The organism is Vibrio sp. 704 (assembly GCF_033339295.1).
In genome coordinates this window covers 1-773 of record NZ_JAWOUH010000343.1, presented here as the reverse complement: position 1 = coordinate 773, position 773 = coordinate 1, and the positions used below count along the sequence as shown (strand labels likewise).

Annotated in this window: 2 pseudogenes; both read right to left on the bottom strand. The window is 49.2% G+C overall.

Features of this window, described 5'->3' with window-relative positions:
* Positions 1-369 (bottom strand): annotated as a pseudogene (thiH, locus tag R7R24_RS26350) (2-iminoacetate synthase ThiH); the annotation flags it as partial.
* A gap of 15 nt (positions 370-384) precedes the next feature.
* Positions 385-773: pseudogene (locus tag R7R24_RS26345) on the bottom strand (thiazole synthase); the annotation flags it as partial.

Here is a 773-nt window from a genome sequence, read left to right as displayed (position 1 = left end):
GCTGTCGAACTTCATTCGCTTAATCGCATCAATCTCCGCCTCAACTTCGTCCCTATTCAGTGTTCTTCGCTTTATGCGGTTCTCCATAGAGAAGCCACAATAGGTACAAGCGTTGGCACAAAGATTAGAGAGGTACAGCGGGATATAGAGCGACATAGTGTTGCCAAAACGCTTACGCGTCAGCGAATAAGAAAGCTTTGCCATCTGCTCTAAGTACGGTTCAGCAGCAGGAGAAATCAACGCTTTAAAATCTTCCAAATCTCGTTTGGGTTTTGCTAGCGCCCTTTCCACATCCTGCGCCGTTTTGGCATAAATCGACATGGATATGTCATCCCAATCGAGCTGCTGAAAGCGATCATAAAAGCTCATCTTGAACCCTCACTTCTACAGTTCATCGAGAAAAGACGTTAGCGGACTGGAAGCAACGGCATGAGAAACTTTCCCTGCAAGCCCAGCTTCATAAGCCATACGACCTGACTCGACTGCCATCTTGAACGCTTTCGCCATCGCAACGGGATTACTTGCGGAAGCGATGGCCGTATTGACCAACACGGCATCCGCGCCCATTTCCATCGCTCTTGCCGCATGTGAAGGCGCACCAATTCCCGCATCCACGACAACAGGTACGTTCGCTTGGTCAATAATGATTTCTAGAAAATCGTGCGAAGCGATACCTTTGTTCGAACCAATCGGCGCACCCTATGGCATCACCGCAGCACAGCCAACTTCTTCCAGCCGTTTACATAACACCGGATCAGCATGGCAATATGGCA